This window comes from Psychrobacter fjordensis (genome assembly GCF_904845995.1).
GTDB lineage: Bacteria > Pseudomonadota > Gammaproteobacteria > Pseudomonadales > Moraxellaceae > Psychrobacter > Psychrobacter fjordensis.
This window is the reverse complement of record NZ_CAJGYP010000001.1, coordinates 993,410-1,009,468: the sequence shown is the minus strand read 5'-3', so window position 1 is coordinate 1,009,468 and position 16,059 is coordinate 993,410. Positions and strand designations below refer to the sequence as shown.

Here is a 16,059-nt window from a genome sequence, read left to right as displayed (position 1 = left end):
ACCGCTTTGGCATCCAAAGCGGTATTTTTGTTTCACGTGGAACGAAAAACTGACTACTTTACGAGAAAAATAAAATGATTGAAGTCGTATTACTCGCTATTGCATTAGCAATGGATGCATTCGCTGTGGCCATTGGACTGGGTGCTAAGTCACAAAAACAGAGTAAGTCGTATTTACTACGATTGGCTATTTATGCTGCCTTATATTTTGGCATTGCACAGGGCGTGATGCCACTTATGGGTTATCTATTAGGGGCAGCACTTTTGGGTTGGTTAGCTGCGGCTGCACCTTGGATTGGGGGTTTTATTCTTATCGCTCTTGGCGCAAAGATGCTTTACGAAGTATTTACTACGGATGAGGAGGATGCTGTCGACAGTGCGCTTCACACAAACGGCGACGCTATAAATGCTGATAGTGAGGCAATGTCAGTTATTCATAACGGCCATAAAACTATCAATCACCGCACTTTATTTACACTCGCCATTGCGACGAGTATCGATGCGATGGCAGCAGGGTTCACACTTAATCTGTTAGAGCTAAATGCATGGTTAGCTTGTTTAATCATCGCGTTAATCACTGCTATATTTGGCCTGTTTGGTGTTTATTTGGGGTGGCGATCTGGTACGTGGTTAGAGGATAAAGCAGAAGCGCTAGGTGGGTTGGTGCTTATTTTAATTGGGCTAAAGGTAATGTTTTTTAGTTAATATAGTCAAAGAATTACTAAATTGCTACGGCGTTACCCTCCTTAGATGTACGAATTGTACTATCTGCAGTCGGCTGCCTTGTATCTATTTTAGATTTCTTTGACTATCAGTTGTTTTCCAAATTTATTATTCTCAATAAAAAGCACCGCTCTAAAATTTAGAGCGGTGCTTTTTTGTTTCACGTGAAACTTGAATAGATAGCCTTTAAACGATTACTCTTCGTCAGTGCCAAAGCGCCATGCTAATACACGGGTGCTCTTTTGACCCTGACTCATCTCGATAATACGCATTTGGGCGACATCAAGTTGCTTTAATAATAGCTGTAGAGGCTTCACGTTTTCAGACTTTGAGACTAGTGTCGTAAACCAACCGACATGCTCTGCAAAATCTTGGCTCTCTTTTGCCATTTTGGTCAAAAAGGCAATCTCGCCACCTTCACTCCATAGCTCTTTATGCTGACCACCGAAGTTTAGGTTTTGTGCAGCATTCCCAGTCTTCGATGAACTACGGCTTATTTGCTCGTTTTCGTTTTTGCCGCGATGTCTTTGCAAATTATGCTGCTTGCGGCTGTTAGATTCCATCGCTTCTTCTAATGAGGCATGGAACGGAGGGTTACAGACCACCACATCGAAGTAGTCTTGGCGACCGATGATGCCTGCAAACATATGCTTAGGATTGGTTTGCAGTTTTACTTTTACCGCACCTTTTAGCTTTGGATTGGCATCGCAAATAAGGGCAGCGGTATTGACCGAAATTGGATCAATATCGCTGGCAGTAAAGCGCCAACCATAGCTCTGGCTACCAATAATTGGATAGATAGCACTGGCACCCGTTCCAATATCTAAAGCGTGAATTTCTTTACCTGTCGGCGGTGTGTTATCTGCATTTACATGAGTGGTCTGCGCAAGCAAGTCCGCAATATAGTGAATATAATCAGCGCGTCCTGGGATAGGTGGGCACAAATAGCCTTCTGGAATGTCCCAAAACTTTACACCATAATAATGGGCTAGTAGCGCCTGATTCAGGACACGTACCGCTTGGTTATCCGAGAAGTTAATCGTCGGCTCGCCTTTAGGATTGGTAATAGTATGCTTGGCAAGCTCAGGCAACGCGCGAGTTAATACCGCAAAGTCATAACGACCTTGATGCGGGTTGCGCGGATGTAGCTGACCGAGTTTTTTGGTGGTCGCCGGCGATCTGTTTCTGTGTGTACTATTTGCTGGAATACGGGTCATAGTGTGTGGCTTTGATGTTTGAATATAATCAACCATTTTAGCAGATTTCACGAGTAACGAATGTCTTATCGACTACGTAAAATCAGATTTAATCCCAATACTATCATCGCTGTACCCAATATGCGGTCGATCCAATGCTCAAAACGCTGAAAGCGGCGATGAATAGCAGGGATGGACAGGAGCATCACGACCGTACTAAACCATGCCATTTGTAAGACCATCATCCATACGCCATAAATGGCCAACTGCCACAGCGGTATGTCAGGTGACAATACGAGCGTGAATATCGCGACGAAATATACGGGCGCTTTTGGATTAAAGACATTGCAAAAAAAGCCACGGCGCAACGTAGCAAAGGTGGATTCGCTATTGCTAGGTAACTTTTGGGTAGAGATATCTTTAGTTGGAGGTGTGGTTTGGCTAGTAAGCGCATTCTGTGAAACGTGCGCGCTTAAACTTACTTCTGAGTCTGCTGCATTTGTTAAGTTGGCTAAATCTGATGGCTTTTTAGGCTTAGCTTGGATGCCTTGCCAACCGAGATAAATCAGATAACCACCACCCAACCATTTGATAGTAGTCAATAGCGGCTGCGAATGTGCGATGACTGTCGCCAGTCCCAACACCGAATAGATAATATGTACAGCAAGCCCCAAAGTAATACCGAAACTACAGATCAAGCCTGTGCGACGACCTTTTGCTAATGTCTGCTGTGATACCAAGATAAAATCAGGCCCTGGGGAGGCTGCAGCCAGTAAGTGAACTGTAGTAATCAGCAAAAAACCGTGCCAAAATTCCATAAAGTGCTCTGAGTAATGTCTATATTTTCCTCATGGTTACACTTAACGTGAATGGGGTCAACTGATATTGATATGAGCTTTATTCGTAGCAGTTCTACTGCTTGTGTTATGGCGCGAGGGTGTCTATATTAAAAGTGGGTTTATCAACAAATTTCTATGAATCTATTACCGAATTATCATCTTCATTGGTAAGACTTGTATTTGTCAGAACTACATTGAAGATAGCCGATTGCTGCGACTGATGATATATCAAGGCGCAACTACATAACCACCCATTACATAATAATGATTATTTCAACAAGGACAGAACTATGACTACGGACAGTAACGCAACAGAAAACCGCATCACTTATAACACGCAAGGCCATGTTTGCCTGGTCGGTTTAAATCGCGCCAATAAACGCAATGCCTTTGACAGTCATATGATTGGTCAGCTGTCTGACGCGATGACACGCTACGAGCAAGACGACAACTTACGCTGTGCGTTGATATTTGCGCATGGTGATCACTTTACCGCTGGGCTGGATTTAGTAGAGCTGCAAGACAAACTAAATGATGGCGTGTTTGAGTTTAATGACGATCAAATCGACCCGTGGGGCATCGGTGGAAAACTGCGCACCAAACCTGTGGTCGTAGCGGTCAAAGGCACTTGCTTCACGGTAGCTATCGAGCTGATGTTAAACAGCGACGTGGTGATCGCTAGTGATAACTGTAACTTTGCACAGATGGAAGTCCAGCGCGGCATCATGCCATTTGGCGGGGCAACGGTACGCTTTGTAGCCGCTGCTGGCTGGCAAAAAGCCATGCCATATCTACTCACTGGTAAAGCATTCGATGCGCAAACGGCTGATAGGCTGAATTTGGTCAGTGAAGTGGTGGCAAATGGGACTGAGTACGAGCGTGCATTGACGCTAGCCCAAGAGATCTGCAAAGCCGCGCCTTTAGGTGTGAGAGGGACATTGTCGTCAGCACAAGATGCCAGTCGAAATGGGGCCGCAACGGCATTAGCTAATATCCATAGCTATCTACCGCCGCTCTTTCATTCAGAAGATGCAAAAGAAGGTGTAATGGCGATGGTTGAGAGACGTGAGGCTGAGTTTAAGGGGCGTTAGAATTAGATTTTATAATAGTAAATCTTAAGAAGTATAACCACGTTTTGGTAATTAATTAGAGTTGGCATAGGTCGCTTAATATGGGTATGGAAACGACAGGAAGCGTCAAAGAGATTAGAGATGTTGTAGTAGAAGTCGGTCAGTTTATTACTAATTTTGTTGGTAAAGACTATCAAAAATTTGCTACCAAATACAACTTTGCTTTGAGTGACTACTTAAAAGCTAAGTTGGTCAATCTATCTAAAGTGAAAATGGCATTTTTCTCTTCGCAAGTTGTTGAACTTAATGATATTTATGTTGCACAATATATTTCATTAGGCAATAAGCTGTACTCACAGGAAAGTTTCTTCGAATCACTCTTACAACATAAGAAAATGGTAGTGAGTGCTACAGCAGGTTCAGGGAAATCCTGTCTTTTAAAGAGTATGTTTATAAGTGTAATAAAAGACAGAAGTGATCTACTACCTCTATTTCTAGAACTTAGAAAGGTGAATGAGACTAATGATTCTATTTTCGAAACACTTAGGACTGATATAGCGATATACAATGAAAAATTTGATAAAGCCAATTTAAATTACTTACTTGATAGAGAGGGAACGATAGTTTTTTTAGATGGTTTTGATGAAGTGAACCATGATTTAAAAGAAAAATTCACAAAAGAAATTAATAGTTTAGCAGATAAATATCCAAATCTTATTATCGTGGTTTCATCAAGACCAGAATATAATTTATTCTCTGATTGGTCGCTGTATGACGTCGCTCGTATTCAACCTCTGATTTTATCTCAAGCAGTAGATGTGATAAAGAAATTAGATTACGATAGCGAGGTAAGAGCGAGGTTCATACTAGCGTTAGAGACTACACTTTTTAGTAAGCATGAAAGTTTTTCTAGTAATCCTTTGCTACTCACAATTATGTTAGTGACATATGAGCAGTTTGGCAATATACCTGACAGAGTCTATATATTTTATGATCTTGCTTATCATGCACTATTTAATAAGCATGACGTATCGAAACAGGGTTTTCTAAGAAAAAGCTCAAACAATCTGGATATGTACGAGTTAAGAGATATATTCGCTCTGTTTAGTTTATTTACATATAGTAAACAGATGTTTGAGATGACAGAAGATGAAATCCACACATTTTTGAAAAAATGCTTAGTACATTCAAAATCTGAGGTTATAGACAAGGATTTAAAGTTAGAGCTATTAAATAACGTGCCTTTATTAATGAGAGACGGCTTAAACTATTGCTTTACCCATCGTTCATTTCAAGAATATTTTACTGCATATTACATAGTAAATCATGCAGTTAAGGAACAAGTTTTTGAACGTGTATGTGGACGATATCATACGGATAATGTTGTTGATATGGCATTTTCTATGAATAAGGAAGTATTAGAGGACAAATGGATACTTCCGAAAATAAATAAAATTCTAGATTTAAAACCAGTAGATACTTCAACTATAAATCGAAAAATACAGTTGATATCAGTATTTTTCGATAGAATTGATGAAATTAGAGATAGAGGAAAAGCAGAAGTAGGATTCACATACAGTGAAAATTCTTACTTTCTCAATTACTTAGTTCAAAAATACGGTTGTCAAAAGCATCGTAATTATTTAAATAATAAATATCACTCTCATGACCTCACTTATGAAGAAACAGATTTTTTTGAGCTAGTATTAGACGACAAGAAAACTCTAATAATTGAGCAATTAAACGATTTTGAAAAAGAGCTTGTCTGTAGAATGAAGGGCGAGCGTTATGGGGAACTAATGTTTGAGCTCATTGAATATATTAAGAGCTTGATTCTGACTAATAGAAACGATTCTCTAGATGATATTGAAAATTTCATTTTTGATTAAACATAACCTTAGTTTTTCTATAGAGGTTGCCCTAAAAAGCGGTTTAGCCCTTACAGTAGCGACTATCCTGCTTGAATAGGCGTGTTGCGAAGGCTAGGTTTTGGGGCAGTCTCGTGACCAAACAGGAATGCCCCAAACCGTGGCTGCGCCACGCCTAGATAAGCAGATAATAGCGGATGGCAGGATTGGCTACTACTCCCCTCAACGCTAACCCAACCGTTAACCCACCTTTTTAGTATTTCACCGCCTCAATCTCACATTAATCACATCGCATATCGATACAACCACCATAAAGCCATTGGCGATGACGCCCTTCATGTTGTACCCTAAACCACTATTTTTATAATTAAGAAGAAGACCAATGCAATACAACTTTGATGAAATAATCGACAGAAGTAATACGGGGTCACTTAAATGGCACTATACCGATGACACGATTCCGCTATGGGTGGCGGATATGGATTTTAAGGCTGCGCAGGCTATCTTAGACGCAATTGAGCAAACAGTGCAGCACGGCATATTGGGTTATACCAAACCTACTGAGGCTTTGTATGACTCGATTATTCAGTGGCATGGCAGTCGTTATGGTTTGCAGCTGACCAAAGAGAATATATTGTTCTCACCCGGTGTTGTGCCAAGCTTAGCGCTGATGATGAACGTCTTTACCGAAGTAGGCGAAGCGGTATTGGTAAATGATCCTATTTATACGCCTTTTATGAGTAAAGTTGAGCAAAATGGTCGTAAGCTTGTGCTCTCTGCATTAAAGGAAGTTGATGGCAAGTATCATCTGGACTTGGCCGATATCGAAGCAAAAATTATCGAGCATAATGTTAAGCTTTATTTATTGTGCAATCCGCACAATCCTGGCGGGCGCGTGTGGACGGTTGATGAGCTTGAAGCGCTGCTTGCGATTTGTAAAAAGCACAACGTAGCGATTGTCAGTGATGAGATTCATCAAGATTTGACCTTGACTGGTCACACGTTTATACCGTTTCTAACACTAGCAAAAGGCTACGAGCATAATGTCGTAAGCCTGACCTCGATGACCAAAACCTTTAACATCGCAGGTATCAAAGGCTCTATGATATTTGCAACAAATGAGGCATTGGTCAAAAAAATCAGCCAGCAGCAGCACTTAAATGATGAATACGAGCTGAATTTATTTGCTTATACGTCCATGCATGTGGCTTATGAGCAGGGCGATGAGTGGTTGACGCAGGCGCTTGCTTATATCGAAGCCAATATTGATTTGACGGTACAGTTTTTAGAAGAGAACTTGCCTAAAACTAAGGTCATGCGTCCAGAGGCCTCGTACTTAATTTGGGTAGATTGTTCGACGTATGCTAAAGACGATCAAGTGCTTTATGACACCCTTCGAGCTGCCAAGGTTGAATTGAGTGCGGGATTTAAATATGGTGAAGAAGGGCATCTTAAAATGCGTATTAACGTCGCTTGCCCTAGAGCATTGCTATTAGAAGGGTTGACTCGTATGCATGCAGCGTTGAGTGATGTTGTTAAACCCTGATTGATAGCGTTAAGCTTTTATAAAGGGGCTATATAACAAAAAATATAGATAACAAAAAAGGCTGGTCTACCAAGGTAGTCCAGCCTTTTCACTGCTTTAAAACAACGTTAATGGTGATTTTTATTAGTAATAATTAATCATCATTTTTCGCGTTCTCAGCATTTTCAGTATCCTCACGCATTTGCTCCCACTCTTCATGCTGATGCATAACCGAGCCTTCAAGCGACTCTGAAGTTTCGCCTACTTCCCACGGTGCATTGTCAGGTAACTCTTCGATATGAATGGTTTTTAGACCATAATCAGGCTGATAAGCCAGATCATATCGAGCGGCTTTGATCACAGATATCATCATCATACATAGAATGACAATGAGCGGTGCACCCGCGATAATAGAAGCCGTCTGTAAGGTTTGCAGATCTCCTAAGAACATCAAAATAGCGGGCAATAAGCACAAAGTGAATGCCCAAAATAGTCGATTCCAACGATGTGGCTCGTCATCTACTTCTACCTGTACGACAGATGCCAAGATATAAGAGATGGAGTCAAAGGTGGTGGCGGTAAAGATAACAGCTAAGAAAGTAAATACCGCGACGACCAAATAAGACATCGGCAAGCTATTTAAGATAGCAAAGATGGCAGCAGTTGGAGACTCGTTATTGAGCACTGCAACCACATCGACCGTCCCTGTCAATTGTAGATACAGGCCATAATTGCCCAAGATAATCATGAACATAGCACAGCCAAGCGAGCCATAGAACATGGATCCCAAGACCATATTGCGTATGGTACGACCTCTAGATATTTTGGCAATAAATAGACCGATAGTTGGTGCAAATACTAGCCACCATGCCCAATAGAAAACCGTCCAATCTTGTGGAAAGGTCGTGTGCTCAAAGCCGAACTCTGGGAAGTCTTTAAAGGGTTCGATATAAGTCATCATGCGCGGCATTTCGGTGATAGAACGCCCTAGCGCTTCTAAGCCTGTATTCAAAATAAAGACAGTTGGTCCGACAATCAGAATAAATAATAAGAAGGCGACCGCTAAGTAAAAATTAATATTGGAGAGTTTTTGAATGCCGCCTTTTAACCCTTGATAGGCACTGTAAGCAAATATCATGGTGGTGATTAATAAGACCACAATCTGCATCGTGGTGTTACGTGGCAAACCAAACAGGTTGTGTAAGCCTTCATTGATAAGCGGAGAGGCCAGACCTAGCGTCGTCGCGCCACCACCAACCATACCGAAGACAAATAGTACATCAAGCATCTTGGCCCAGTTACTGCCAGCCAGCTTTTCACCCAACAATGGCATGAGCGTTTGGCTAACTTTGAGTATGGGTGTCTGACGCACATAGTAAAAATAAGCGATAGGCACAGCAGGTACTAAGTAGATAGACCAAGCGACAGGACCCCAGTGAAAGATACCGTAGGTGGTTGCCCAGCGAATAGCATCAGGTGAGCCGCCCGGTAGATTAAAAGGAGGGCCTTGATAATAATAAGCCCACTCAATCAGCCCCCAATACAGGATGCTGGCACCAATACCGCCACAAAATAACATGGACGCCCAAGAAGAATCTGAAAACTCAGGAGTTTCTTCTGGGCGGCCTAGTTTGATCTTACCGATGTCAGATATTACGATGTAAATGACAAACATCATGGCGAGAACACCGAACGCTAGATAAGCGAAGCCAAAGTTATCAACCACAAAGCTACGTGCTATTCCTACCCAAGCTTTGCCTTGTTCGGGGAATAGTATCAAAGGTATGGCGATACTGAAAAGGATGGCCAATACCATAAAAAACGTGAATTTGTCGATACGGGTATCAGGTACGTGGTCGGGTCGCCATTGTGGTACTGACATCCCGACATCAAAGGTGCCTAGATGTGGAGGTTTGTGGTGCTTTGATCGTGCTTTTACATAATCTGGAAGGTATTCTTTTGAAGATTTACTCGTGCCCTTAGCTGGTTTCTGACGATTTTGCTCGTTATCAAAGTTACTCATTTCATTGTCTCTTTATATTGCTCTTTGTATTTGACATTACTGTCTATCACTTATTCAGTTTTTAAGACTAGAATTCCTTTTGTTCGTGGTTGATATATTTCCTGCAATTAAGGTTTGGGTATTCTAAAGTGCTAATCAATTTTCCAAGACTACTCACTAGATAGCCTTCATCTTTATTACTACTATGTGTATCATATTTTATGGTAATGGTCAGCATGGTAGATATAAGCCTACCTTCTATGAGCATAACCACTACGACCATAATCACTATGAGCATAGTAGCGGTAAATACATGGTTTTGTTTGTTTAATTGCAATACTCCCGTAATGAACTGGTTTTGGTTTTCTTTATTATTTACTTTAGGTCGGGTTGTTTTCGAGCACCTACCTTCTAAAAATTCAAATATTTATGCATAACTGTTAATAATCGAACATCTAATAGCCAATAGAGGGCGTAAACTTGTTAAAATAGGGCACCAATTTATCTATTGATGGACATCGATTTATGACCACAACTGCTGCCACTCCTACCATTAAAGAAGACCGCATCTTAATCCTCGATTTTGGCTCGCAATATAGCCAGCTGATCGCCCGCCGTGTGCGCGATTCTGGGGTGTTTTGTGAGATGTTCCCTTATGACATCGACGCTCAGCGCATCATCGATTTTGGCGCAAAAGGCGTCATCCTATCGGGTGGCCCTGAGAGCGTGCATGCTGAAAACAGCCCACGTATCAACGACGCAGTGTTTGATTTGGGCGTACCAGTATTGGGTATTTGCTACGGTATGCAAGCGATGGCAGATCGTTTCGGCGGGCAGGTTCATGCCAGTGATATCCATGAGTTTGGCGCAGCGACTATCAACATCAATGGCACGTCTACCTTGATCGATGGTATCGAAGATGCAGCTGGCACGCTCAATGTCTGGATGAGTCATGGCGATAAAGTGATTGAAGTCCCTGAAGGCTTCGACATCGTTGCTAGTACGCCAAGTTGTCCAATTGCGATTATGGCCAATGATGACAAGCAATATTACGGTCTACAGTTCCATCCAGAAGTGACGCATACCTTACAAGGTCAGGCATTGCTAGGTCGTTTCGTTCATGAAATATGTGAGTGCGCAGGCGATTGGACACCAGACAACATCGCTGAGATGCGTATCGCACAGTTAAAAGAGCAAATCGGTGACAAGCAAGTATTGCTAGGTCTGTCAGGCGGTGTTGATAGCTCAGTGGTAGCAGCGTTATTGCACAAAGCCATTGGCGATCAGCTAACTTGCGTATTTGTGGACAACGGCTTACTTCGTTTGAACGAAGGCGACCAAGTCATGCAAATCTTTGCAGAAAACATGGGCGTAAAAGTCATCCGTGTTGATGCAGAAGACTTATTCTTAAATGCATTGGCAGGCGAGTCTGATCCAGAGAAGAAACGTAAAATCATTGGTAAAACGTTCATCGACGTATTCGCTGATAGCGCGCGTCAAGTGAGCGAGCAGAGCGATGGTAAAGTCGTTGAATTCTTAGCACAGGGTACGATTTACCCAGACGTCATCGAATCTGCTAAGTCGCATCAAGGCAAAGCACACGTGATTAAGAGCCACCATAACGTAGGCGGTTTGCCAGATGACTTGGCATTTAAGCTGATTGAGCCATTACGTGATTTGTTTAAAGATGAAGTGCGTAAGCTTGGTATTACTTTGGGCCTACCAGCCAAAATGATCTATCGCCATCCGTTCCCAGGTCCAGGTTTGGGCGTGCGTATCCTTGGTGAAGTTAAAAAAGAATATGCTGATATTTTGCGTCAAGCTGATGCTATCTTTATGCAAGAGCTTGAGCGTTCAGGCTGGTATGACAAGACTGCACAAGCATTTGCCGTATTCCAACCAATCAAATCTGTCGGCGTGGTCGGTGATGGCCGCCGCTATGCGTGGGTAATCGCGCTACGTGCGGTTGAGACGGTAGACTTTATGACGGCACGCTTTGCGCATCTGCCGTATGATTTGATCGAGACGGTATCAAACCGCATCATGAATGAAATCGCTGAAGTATCTCGCGTGACTTATGATGTGTCAAGCAAGCCACCTGCGACGATTGAGTGGGAATAATTCTTCCTTAAGTAGCGCTGTTAGTCATAAAAAAAGCCCACGATAGCGTGGGCTTTTTTATGTTTATCATCTTTTCACTGATAACTTATATAGATTGGTAAGTTGGGAATATTACCTAACTCTCTTTTATCTAACTCATTGAATTAGGATGTTCAACGTAAATTTCTAAGACTAAGACTTACTAGACTAAATTGGCTAATAAGAAAAGGCAATTTCGGTACTATTGTATTGAAGAGAAGCCAGTACAATTAGTTCTGGCTTGCCATTAAAAGTAAGATTATTTTATCCTCATTTGGAGGATTTACTTGGCTTTACAGATGGAGTATTTCCTGGAGTATTTTTATTATCACGTCGACGTTGATCTGGCTTCCCAGTCGACTTAGCAATTGGTTTCGGTCCTGGCTTCAAACTCATGATTTAATCCTTTAATTTAGAGAGGTTATTCCTCATCTATGAAATAAGGTCTTCGTCAGTAAAATTCAATATATAATTAAGAAAATATAAAAAATTACAAGTAACATTATTAGAATTATCAATAATATCCGTAAAGAGGCAGTTACTGGCGGTTACGACTGAGTGAGAGTAAGATTCTAGATAATACTTAGCTTCAAATGATAAAAAAACACTCAACTTAGTTGGGTGTTTTTTTTGGTTTGAATAAACAGGCAACTAAGAAGGCTTTAGTTTTTTATTGAACATTTGTCTTTATTATCTATAATGTAGTCAACTTTAATTGGCTATTGATTGTTGAAGTCGAAATAAGACAACTAACCGTTCAGTATTTAGTAAAACTAAGGGATAAGATGCTTTGTAATAATTGTGATCAAGAAAACTCAAGTGACGCAGGATTTTGCTCAAAATGTGGACAGCAGCTCTCTGATATTCAAGCACAGACACCACCACCGCTCACTGCTGTTAATATCTCAAAAGATGCGCAAAGCTCACAAAACACAGTATCTTCTGACTCTGAGACAGCGGATACTTTACTGGCGGCCTTCGTCGGTGAAAAGTATGATGGTTTTTACCGTGATAAGTGGTTTAAAGATAGTGAGCCACGCCTAGACGTCAATAATGATGGTTCGAGCATTCACAGTTTTAATGTTGCTGGACTCCTCTTGGGAGCATCTTGGTTGTGTTATCGCAAGATGTACCTAGTAGCTCTATGTATTGTAATTGGTATCAATGCAGTCGATTTGATTTTGATGTATATGCTCGGTATGGAAACGTATAGCTCTATAGGTCAAACCAGTTTTTTTATCGCATGGGCAGTATTAACAGGTATGTTAGGTAATTATTTTTACTTTAGTCACAGTGTCAAAAATATAAAAAAAATCATGGATAATAACGTAGATCCAGTTATGGCTGAACAGGAATTAGCGGAAAAGGGTGGTACGACATGGGTTGGCGCAATTGTGGGTAGTATATTGACGGTATTGCTATCAATGGGCATATCCTACTTGTTTGCCCCTGATTGGTTTTGGTTGGTGTAGTCGGTTTTTCTCTCTACTTAGCCTTTAGCTGAAATAAAAAGCACTCAACTTGGTTGGGTGTTTTTTATGGGTAAGGTGGATAGTAAATTTATGTCGCCAAAATTATTGGTTATTAGAACCTTGTTTAACTATAGTGAACTTACTCACAGAGCAGTGAGTAGTAAGCCTAAATTTTCTAATTAAATTTTTAAAGGAATTCTATATGAGCACGAAGAAAACTACTGTAGCAGACAACAATTCTAACATGAGAAACCCAAATAAAGGAACGGGTGGTACTAATAAAGCTTATGACCAAACCCAAGGAAATCGAGGTAAGCAGATGAATCCTAATCGAAAAAATAAAGGCTAGCTTTAACACTATATAGTCAGCCGTTAAGTCTTCTATAACCAGAAGACTTAACTACTTATTTTTGGGATAATATATCAATTTAGGAATTATTATGTCTGATTTAGCACAATTTCCGTCACAAGGTGATTTAATTAAATTTATTTATAATGCAACAGGCATTATCCCATCTAAGAATAAGAAAAATTTCATCATCGATATTGATATGGACGATAAAAGTTTACATAAAAGCCTTAATAGACTAGCTAAGGAAGAAGGTGATTTCTTAAAGAACTCTGAACAACATATTAGCGAGTTTAGGTCAGCAATATATATCTTGTTTACGGATGCCATGTATAGCGGTACATTGTATGATCCACTTGTAGAATTATTTCAAATATATACTCAGACTGTATTAACTGAGCATACTCATTTAGGAAAAAAAGAGTCGCTATATTATCTGATAAGTAAAGTTTTTTTACATCGAGCAACTCTTTCAATTTTTAAATATAAGCAATACTATAGCGCTTTTTTTGATACATCTATCTCACCTACTAGTACATTTTGGTATCTAGAATATAAAGATACGACCCCATTGTCTACTATTATTGAATGGATATATACTTGTGAAAATAAAAGCCAAGAAGAGTTTCATAACACTATTAATAACGGCGGCAACGAGGAGTTCGACCAAATTGAAAAAGATTTAGCTAACGTAAAAAACTGGGCAAGTGCGACAGTTAAGCTACCACCATCTCCAAATATTTTAGATGTCTTTGATAGAGCTTTTAGGTTTCATAATATTGATGAGGATAGGAAGCAAAAATATAGATTTTTCTTATTGATAGCTAGGTTTTCTACCTACTGCTTAAAAAAAATGTATGACAACTATAAAGAAGAAGAAGTAACAGATTTATTAAATAAATTAAGAGGTTATTCTAAGTCAATAAACACTGATTTCCACATAAATTTTTCAGCTGTTCATAATGATAAAAGCTATCAGGCAATAAATGCAGAATTGCAAGAGACTACAGATAAAGGTTGGTTCAAAGTCGCTTTAATAGACCAGTTTTTTAATAACTGCATAAAATATGGAGAGTGGATTGCTAAAGGTCTTATGTGGGCCCAATCGAGATACTTTGAAGTGCATTCTACCAATAATAACCAAAATTCTGATAAGGATATCTATAAGATTCGACAGGAATTGTTGAAGTTGTTGAAATCTAATAATGATGCACCTAGTTTTATAATTGAGTTTTTTCAAGGCATTATAGTCGAACCAAATATTGAAGATTATATGAAAAACATTGGAAACTGTATTGATGGTTATGAAGTTATAAATCAGAAATCTGGCTATAAAAATTGGTTAAATGAGTATCAAGAAGTTGGTAATGATATTGTTTTTCCATGGCTAAAACATTGGATAGATGGTTTAAATTTCTACTATGATAAAGAGTTTGAACAATCGCTTGTGGCAATGAAGCAAGCTTTTGAAACTATTAGATATTCAGCAGGTAATCGTCAAATTAAATTTATAGAAGACTATATGCTAGTAGCGTTAGCACAACCTAATAAGAATGGTAACGTACAGGGTTGGAAGGATTTTAAAATAGCGTTCAAATGGGGCGTGTTTATGAATCATTTTGACGCTTTTCCTGAACTTTATTCTGATAAAAGTAATAAAGAACTAAAAACTATGTTTGAGGAAAATAAGAAAGCCTTTATATCTTTCCCTTTAAATAGCATGGATACTGGACTTTTAGCAAAACTACTCTTTCATTGGAAATATGATACATAAGCAAAAAAGTCTTATAAATAAAAGGCAGCACCTCAAAAGAGATGCTGCCTTTTATTTATAAGACTAGCTCTTAAAAACCTAACCCTTCACATTCACCACATAACGCCCAACTACCTTACTCGACATAAAGCGATCTAAGTATTCTGGCGTTTGCTCTAGCGTAATCTCTTCACCATAGCTTTCAAGATTGGGCAGTTTCATATCGGTGGCGACACGTTTCCAAATAGCTTCTTTATCAGCCAATGGAATATAGACCGAGTCGATGCCCAATAGCGATACTGCGCGGGTGATAAAAGGTATCACCGACATCGAAAAATCAGCGCCGCTAGCTAGGCCACAACTGGTCACCGCGCCGCCAGATTTGGTTTGCTTGAGCAGGTTGGGTAAGTAGTCGCCGCCGATGGTATCGATAGCGTTTGCCCATAGTTCACGGCCGACAGGTTTGTTACCAATTTCATTGATGGTATCGCGATGACGTACTTCGCTCGCGCCCAATGCTTTTAGATGCTCGCTTTGCTCAGGCTTACCTGAGAACGCAATCACCTCATAGCCGAGCTGCTTTAGGATAGCGATACTGATCGTACCGACGCCACCTGTTGCGCCAGTCACAGCGACTGGACCATCACTTGGTTTTGCGCCCATTTTCTCTAGCTTTTGCACACTCAGCGCTGCGGTTAAGCCGCCAGTACCGTATGTCATTGCTTCTTTTAGGGTTAGCGTTTCTGGACAAGCCAGCGCCCACTCTGCGGGGATTGAAATCATCTGACCGAGTCCACCATCTGTATCCATACCGAGATCATAGCCGAATACCAATACTTCTTGCCCTACGGTAAACGTGCCTGACTTGTCACTGACGACCACGCCAGCGGCATCGATACCGGGCGTGTGTGGATACTCTTTGGTGATTCGTTTATTGCCCGATGCTGACATCGCATCTTTAAAATTCAACGATGAATAATGTACTTCGATAAGTAAGTCGTTCTCTGGCAAATCACTGACTTTGCGTTCTTGAATGCTTTTTTTGAATTCACCATCGCTGGTTTCTTCGACGACTAAGGCCTTGAAAGTTGTATCGTTTGACATTGTTATATCCCTATTCAGTT

General features: G+C 40.5%; 12 protein-coding genes. 8 read left to right on the top strand and 4 right to left on the bottom strand.

Annotated features, from left to right (window positions below; translation table 11 throughout):
- The first annotated feature begins 74 nt into the window (after positions 1 to 74).
- Positions 75 to 704: a manganese efflux pump MntP gene (locus JMW61_RS04220; protein ID WP_201549729.1), complete on the top strand. Its 630-nt coding sequence runs from the start codon at positions 75 to 77 to the stop codon at positions 702 to 704.
- Between the two features lie 212 nt (positions 705 to 916).
- On the opposite strand, the gene rlmF is transcribed toward JMW61_RS04220, so the two are convergent.
- Both rlmF and JMW61_RS04210 read right to left on the bottom strand, forming a co-directional pair.
- Entirely contained in the window at positions 917 to 1,975 is a 1,059-nt protein-coding gene (gene rlmF, locus JMW61_RS04215; protein WP_201550355.1) for a 23S rRNA (adenine(1618)-N(6))-methyltransferase RlmF, read from the bottom strand.
- 29 nt (positions 1,976 to 2,004) lie between these two features.
- Positions 2,005 to 2,736 carry a LysE family translocator gene (locus JMW61_RS04210; protein WP_201549728.1) on the bottom strand — a complete coding sequence of 244 codons (732 nt, stop codon included), beginning with the start codon at positions 2,734 to 2,736 and terminating at the stop codon, positions 2,005 to 2,007.
- Positions 2,737 to 3,047: 311 nt separating this feature from the next.
- Here JMW61_RS04210 and JMW61_RS04205 point away from each other — a divergent pair, with 311 nt between their 5' ends.
- The 3 genes from JMW61_RS04205 (at position 3,048) to JMW61_RS04195 (ending at position 7,241) form a co-directional block, all read left to right on the top strand.
- A complete protein-coding gene (locus tag JMW61_RS04205; RefSeq protein ID WP_201549727.1) occupies positions 3,048 to 3,848 on the top strand; it encodes a crotonase/enoyl-CoA hydratase family protein in 801 nt (266 codons plus the stop codon).
- A gap of 80 nt (positions 3,849 to 3,928) precedes the next feature.
- A complete protein-coding gene (locus tag JMW61_RS04200; RefSeq protein WP_201549726.1) occupies positions 3,929 to 5,716 on the top strand; it encodes an NACHT domain-containing protein in 1,788 nt (595 codons plus the stop codon).
- Between the two features lie 361 nt (positions 5,717 to 6,077).
- Positions 6,078 to 7,241, top strand: a complete 1,164-nt coding sequence (locus JMW61_RS04195; protein ID WP_201549725.1) for a MalY/PatB family protein — start codon at positions 6,078 to 6,080, stop codon at positions 7,239 to 7,241.
- Between the two features lie 133 nt (positions 7,242 to 7,374).
- Here the strand turns inward: JMW61_RS04195 and JMW61_RS04190 are convergent, their stop codons facing one another.
- On the bottom strand, positions 7,375 to 9,243 hold the full coding sequence (locus JMW61_RS04190) for a BCCT family transporter (RefSeq protein WP_265090097.1): 1,869 nt from the start codon (positions 9,241 to 9,243) through the stop codon (positions 7,375 to 7,377).
- A 504-nt stretch (positions 9,244 to 9,747) separates the two neighbouring features.
- Between JMW61_RS04190 and guaA the strand changes: the two genes are divergently transcribed.
- The 4 genes from guaA (at position 9,748) to JMW61_RS04170 (ending at position 14,956) form a co-directional block, all read left to right on the top strand.
- Entirely contained in the window at positions 9,748 to 11,343 is a 1,596-nt protein-coding gene (gene guaA / locus JMW61_RS04185) for a glutamine-hydrolyzing GMP synthase (protein ID WP_201549724.1), read from the top strand.
- Between the two features lie 803 nt (positions 11,344 to 12,146).
- Positions 12,147 to 12,833: a zinc ribbon domain-containing protein gene (locus JMW61_RS04180; protein ID WP_201549723.1), complete on the top strand. Its 687-nt coding sequence runs from the start codon at positions 12,147 to 12,149 to the stop codon at positions 12,831 to 12,833.
- Positions 12,834 to 13,035: 202 nt separating this feature from the next.
- Positions 13,036 to 13,182, top strand: coding sequence for a hypothetical protein (locus tag JMW61_RS04175; RefSeq protein WP_201549722.1), 147 nt, complete (start codon positions 13,036 to 13,038; stop codon positions 13,180 to 13,182).
- A gap of 91 nt (positions 13,183 to 13,273) precedes the next feature.
- Positions 13,274 to 14,956, top strand: a complete 1,683-nt coding sequence (locus tag JMW61_RS04170) for a hypothetical protein (protein WP_201549721.1) — start codon at positions 13,274 to 13,276, stop codon at positions 14,954 to 14,956.
- Positions 14,957 to 15,034: 78 nt separating this feature from the next.
- Here the strand turns inward: JMW61_RS04170 and JMW61_RS04165 are convergent, their stop codons facing one another.
- Positions 15,035 to 16,039, bottom strand: a complete 1,005-nt coding sequence (locus JMW61_RS04165) for a YhdH/YhfP family quinone oxidoreductase (RefSeq protein ID WP_201549720.1) — start codon at positions 16,037 to 16,039, stop codon at positions 15,035 to 15,037.
- Positions 16,040 to 16,059 lie beyond the last annotated feature (20 nt).

What these genes read in the sequence shown, in the direction of transcription:
- JMW61_RS04220 (WP_201549729.1), top strand. Translation starts at nt 75, where the DNA reads ATGATTGAAGTCGTATTACTCGCTATTGCATTAGCAATGGATGCATTC.
- rlmF (WP_201550355.1), bottom strand. Translation starts at nt 1,975, where the DNA reads ATGGTTGATTATATTCAAACATCAAAGCCACACACTATGACCCGTATT.
- JMW61_RS04210 (WP_201549728.1), bottom strand. Translation starts at nt 2,736, where the DNA reads ATGGAATTTTGGCACGGTTTTTTGCTGATTACTACAGTTCACTTACTG.
- JMW61_RS04205 (WP_201549727.1), top strand. Translation starts at nt 3,048, where the DNA reads ATGACTACGGACAGTAACGCAACAGAAAACCGCATCACTTATAACACG.
- JMW61_RS04200 (WP_201549726.1), top strand. Translation starts at nt 3,929, where the DNA reads ATGGGTATGGAAACGACAGGAAGCGTCAAAGAGATTAGAGATGTTGTA.
- JMW61_RS04195 (WP_201549725.1), top strand. Translation starts at nt 6,078, where the DNA reads ATGCAATACAACTTTGATGAAATAATCGACAGAAGTAATACGGGGTCA.
- JMW61_RS04190 (WP_265090097.1), bottom strand. Translation starts at nt 9,243, where the DNA reads ATGAGTAACTTTGATAACGAGCAAAATCGTCAGAAACCAGCTAAGGGC.
- guaA (WP_201549724.1), top strand. Translation starts at nt 9,748, where the DNA reads ATGACCACAACTGCTGCCACTCCTACCATTAAAGAAGACCGCATCTTA.
- JMW61_RS04180 (WP_201549723.1), top strand. Translation starts at nt 12,147, where the DNA reads ATGCTTTGTAATAATTGTGATCAAGAAAACTCAAGTGACGCAGGATTT.
- JMW61_RS04175 (WP_201549722.1), top strand. Translation starts at nt 13,036, where the DNA reads ATGAGCACGAAGAAAACTACTGTAGCAGACAACAATTCTAACATGAGA.
- JMW61_RS04170 (WP_201549721.1), top strand. Translation starts at nt 13,274, where the DNA reads ATGTCTGATTTAGCACAATTTCCGTCACAAGGTGATTTAATTAAATTT.
- JMW61_RS04165 (WP_201549720.1), bottom strand. Translation starts at nt 16,039, where the DNA reads ATGTCAAACGATACAACTTTCAAGGCCTTAGTCGTCGAAGAAACCAGC.